The sequence below is a fragment of the Ideonella azotifigens genome, from assembly GCF_006519715.1.
Classification (GTDB): Bacteria; Pseudomonadota; Gammaproteobacteria; order Burkholderiales; family Burkholderiaceae_C; genus Ideonella; species Ideonella azotifigens.
Genome location: NZ_VIDT01000537.1, coordinates 1 through 3,893 on the forward strand (window position 1 = coordinate 1; position 3,893 = coordinate 3,893).

5 protein-coding genes are annotated in these 3,893 nt (G+C 66.8%); 2 read left to right on the forward strand and 3 right to left on the reverse strand.

Annotated elements, in window-relative coordinates:
- Positions 1 to 414, forward strand: a 414-nt coding sequence (locus FKP22_RS23540) for a sensor histidine kinase (RefSeq protein WP_170201038.1), incomplete at its 5' end; no start/stop codon positions are given.
- 51 nt (positions 415 to 465) lie between these two features.
- On the opposite strand, the gene FKP22_RS23545 is transcribed toward FKP22_RS23540, so the two are convergent.
- The 3 genes from FKP22_RS23545 to FKP22_RS23555 all read right to left on the reverse strand — a co-directional run bounded on the left by FKP22_RS23545 (position 466) and on the right by FKP22_RS23555 (position 2,969).
- Positions 466 to 2,004 (reverse strand): tripartite tricarboxylate transporter permease, encoded by a 1,539-nt coding sequence (locus FKP22_RS23545; RefSeq protein WP_141290104.1) that lies wholly within the window; start codon positions 2,002 to 2,004, stop codon positions 466 to 468.
- A complete protein-coding gene (locus FKP22_RS23550; RefSeq protein ID WP_141290105.1) occupies positions 2,004 to 2,429 on the reverse strand; it encodes a tripartite tricarboxylate transporter TctB family protein in 426 nt (141 codons plus the stop codon). The genes FKP22_RS23545 and FKP22_RS23550 overlap by 1 nt, the downstream gene beginning before the upstream one ends.
- 147 nt (positions 2,430 to 2,576) lie before the next feature.
- On the reverse strand, positions 2,577 to 2,969 hold the full coding sequence (locus FKP22_RS23555) for a c-type cytochrome (protein ID WP_141290106.1): 393 nt from the start codon (positions 2,967 to 2,969) through the stop codon (positions 2,577 to 2,579).
- A 92-nt stretch (positions 2,970 to 3,061) separates the two neighbouring features.
- Between FKP22_RS23555 and FKP22_RS23560 the strand changes: the two genes are divergently transcribed.
- Positions 3,062 to 3,893, forward strand: an 832-nt coding sequence (locus FKP22_RS23560; RefSeq protein ID WP_141290107.1) for a YihY family inner membrane protein, incomplete at its 3' end; no start/stop codon positions are given.

Here is a 3,893-nt window from a genome sequence, read left to right on the forward strand (position 1 = left end):
TTGCGGCCGGCACTGGAAGCCGGGCAGGACCTGGGCTTCGAGCTGCAGCCGGCCTGGGTCGAAGGGCACGCCATGCTGCTCGAAGAAGCCATTGGCAACCTGATCGACAATGCCATCAGCCACGCCGGCGCAGGCACCAGCATCACCGTGCGCACTGAAACCCGCGAAGGCCGCAGCTGGCTCAGCGTGGAGGACGACGGCCGCGGCGTGCCGCAGGACAACCTGGACGCGCTGTGGCAGCGCTTCCGGCGCGGGCGGGACGCCAGCAGCCCTGGCAGCGGCCTGGGCCTGGCCATCGTGGCCGACATTGCGCGGCTGCATGGCGCCGAGGCGAAGATCGAACCCTCGGCGCATGGGCAGCGCGGCATGCGGGTGCTGTTGATGTTCCCGTTCGCAGCCGCCGTGCCGTCCTGAAAAAAGAACTGCCCGCAGGCGCGGGCAGTTTCGGGGGCGCTGGGACCTGGCTCAGGCCGTCTTGATCTCTTCGGCCGGGCCGTGTCCACCGGCTTCCGCCGCGGCCTGCTTGCCGCCTCCTGAGCTGCGGAAGAACACCACCAGCTGCCAGACGATGAAGGCTGCGATCAGCCCGATCAGCGTGCCGCTGATGGGCCGCTCGACGAACACCCCGAAGTGCCCGCGGCTGATCAGCATCGCGCGGCGGAAGTTCTCTTCCAGCATCGGGCCGAGGATGAAGCCCAGCATCAGCGGCGCAGCGTCCATGCCAAGGCGCATGAAGACATAGCCGCCCAGGCCGAAGGCCGAGGTGATGAAGATGTCGTCCAGGTTGTTGTTGACGCTGTAGGTGCCGATGCAGCAGAAGAACAGGATGGCCGGGAACAGCGCGTAGTACGGGATCTTGAACACCGACAGCCAGTAGCGCACCAGCGGCACGTTCAGCACCAGCAGGAAGCAGTTGCCGATCCACATGCTGGCCACCAGGCCCCAGAACAGGTCGGCGTGCTCGGTGATCATGTTCGGGCCCGGCTGGATGCCCTTGATGATGAACGCGGCCATCATCAGCGCCATCACCGGGTTCTCCGGGATGCCGATGCTCATCAGCGGGATGAAGCTGGTGCGGGCTGCCGCTTCGTCTGCCGCGGCCTGGCCGGCCACGCCTTCGATCGCGCCGTCGCCAATCTCGTGGCGGTACTTGCTGACCTTCTTGTCCAGCGCGTAGGCCGCGAACTGGGCGATCACCGGGCCGCCGCCGGGCAGGATGCCCAGCGCCGAGCCCACGATGCTGCCGCGCAGCGCGCTGGGGATGATGCGCTTGAACTCCGGCCAGGTCGGCATCAGCTTGATCGCGCCGTTGAAGGGCGTGCGTTGCTGCTTCTCGTCGAGGTTCTTGGTGATCTCGGCAATGCCGAAGCAGCCCAGCGCCACGCTGACCAGGCCCACGCCGTCTGCTAGCGAAGGCAGGTCGAAGGTGTAGCGCGGCATGCCGCTGGTCACGTCGGTGCCCACCTGGCCGAGCAGCACGCCGATCAGGCACATGGCCAGGCCGTTGAGCAGGCTGCCGGTGGTCACGAAGCTCACGCAAACGAAGCCCACCAGCATCAGCGCGCAGTAGTCGGCCGGGCCGAACAGCAGCGCCACTTCACCCAGCGCCGGCGCCAGGCAGGAGATGACGATGATGGACACGGTGCCGCCGATGAAGCTCGACACGCCGGCGGTGAACAGCGCCAGGCCGGTCTTGCCCTTGAGCGTCATCGCGTAGCCGTCGATGCAGGCCACGATGCTGCTGGCGTGCGGGATCTTCATCGTGATCGCGCTCACGCTGTCCCCGTACTGGGCCCCGTAGTAGATGCCGGCCAGCATGATCAGCGCGCCGCCGGTGGGGATGGAATAGGTCAGCGGCAGCAGCAGGCTGATGGTGGCCAGCGGGCCGAGGCCGGGCAGCAGGCCGACCAGCGTGCCGACCGTGCACCCGATGGCGCAATACATCAGGTTCTGGAAGGTCAGCGCCTGGCCGAAGCCGAAAGCGAGGTTGTGCAGGATGTCCATCAGAACAGCGGAAGGTTGAGGCCGAGCAGGTGCTGGAAGCCGAACGCAACGGCGATCAGGCTGGCGGAAATGATGCAGTTGCGCTTGAAGGAATACGAGGTGGCCGCGAAGCCCGCCACGAAGACCATGAAGGTGATGCCCACCGCCATGTCCAGCAGCTTGGAGAGGGTGGCAAAGCCGCACAGCGCCACCATCAGCAGGCCGATGTTCTTCACGCTGAAGTGCATGGCGATCGGCGCGACGAAACGCGAGCGCACGATCATCGCCAGCGCGATGACCAGCAGCAGGCTGCTGACCATCAGCGGGAACAAACCGGGGCCTGCGCGGTTGAAGGTTCCCAGGGGGTAATGCATGTACGCGCCCAGCCCGAAGGCGAGCGAAACGGCGGCCAGGAACACGCCGCGGGCTAGGTTTTGGTCTGTCATGGGTTGGGTCCGCATGGAATGCTGAATTGCGGTACACCAATGTAGGAAACCGCCCTCCCAAGCGTGCGTCGGTTTCCACCTACGACAGGCTTTCGACAGGTTTCTAACAGCTTGCGCCGCAGCCGCCAGGCGCAGCCGGAACCAGGGCTACCTGGCTGGCGGGAAGCTGCGCAGGTAGGCCAGCAGGTCGGCGATCTTCTGGTCGCCGTAGCCCCAGCTGGCAAAGCGCATCCTGGTGCCCGGCACCACGCTGTCCTGGTCCTTGATGAAGGCCGCCAGCGTCTGTTCGGTCCAGACGATCCTCGAGTTTTTCATCGCGGCCGAATAGGTGTAGTCCGCGGTGGTGCCTGCCGGCCGGCCGATGATGCCGTTGAGCTGCGGCCCGAAGCCGCCGCGCGCCGAAGGGCCGACCTGGTGGCAGGACGCACAGGGCGCAAACGCCGCCTTGCCGGCCACGGGGTCACCGGCTGCATGCGCTTCGCACAGCAGCAAGGCCAGGAACGGCACCAGGAAGGGCACCAGGAAGTTCAGCGGCTTCATCGGCAAGCATTCTGACCCGGCCGGCGAAGCCCCCGCAGGAAGCGCCCGCACAATTGCGGCTTCGCCAGCTTTCGCCGCGTGTTCCGCCCCGCATGTTCAGCCTGATCCGACGCACGATTCAACGCGCCCGCAAGGAGCGCCTGGTGCAGGTGGCTGGCAGCCTGACCTTCACCAGCCTGCTGTCCGCCGTGCCGCTGCTGGCCGTGAGCTTTGCGCTGTTCACCCGCGTGCCGATGTTCGGCCGGCTCGAAGGCGTGATCGACGACTACGTGCTCAAGGGCCTGCTGCCGGCGGACATCTCGCGCACGGTGTTGAAGTACCTGAATCAGTTCGCCGCGAATGCCGGCAGCCTGACCTGGCTGGGCTCGCTGTTCCTGCTGGTGACGGCCGTGGCGATGCTGCTCACGGTGGAAAACGCGCTCAACCAGATGTGGCAGGTCAGGCGCAACCGGCCGTTCTTCAAACGTGTGGGGCTGTACCTGCTGATGCTGGCCGTGGGCCCGCCGGTGCTGGGCTTGAGCCTGTGGGCCAGCTCCTACCTGCTGGGCGCCTCCATGGGCCTGATCGGTGCGCTGCCGCCGTCGCTGCATTTCGTGCTCGACCTGGGGCCGGCGCTGTTGTTCCTGGCCGCGCTGACGGCGCTGTTCCGCTTCGTGCCCAACACCCAGGTGCCGCTGGGCCATGCCTTTTTCGGCGCACTGCTGGCCAGCACCGCGCTGGAACTGGGCAAACGCGGCTTCGCGGCCTACCTGGTCAAGCTGCCCACCTACAAGGCCGTCTACGGCGCGTTCGCGGCCTTCCCGCTGTTCCTGCTCTGGCTGTACTTCTCCTGGCTGGTGGTGCTGCTGGCGGCCATGATCGCGGCCAGCCTGTCGGGCAACGGCGCGCGGCGCGGTGGCGGCAAGGCCGGCAGAAGCGCCGTGC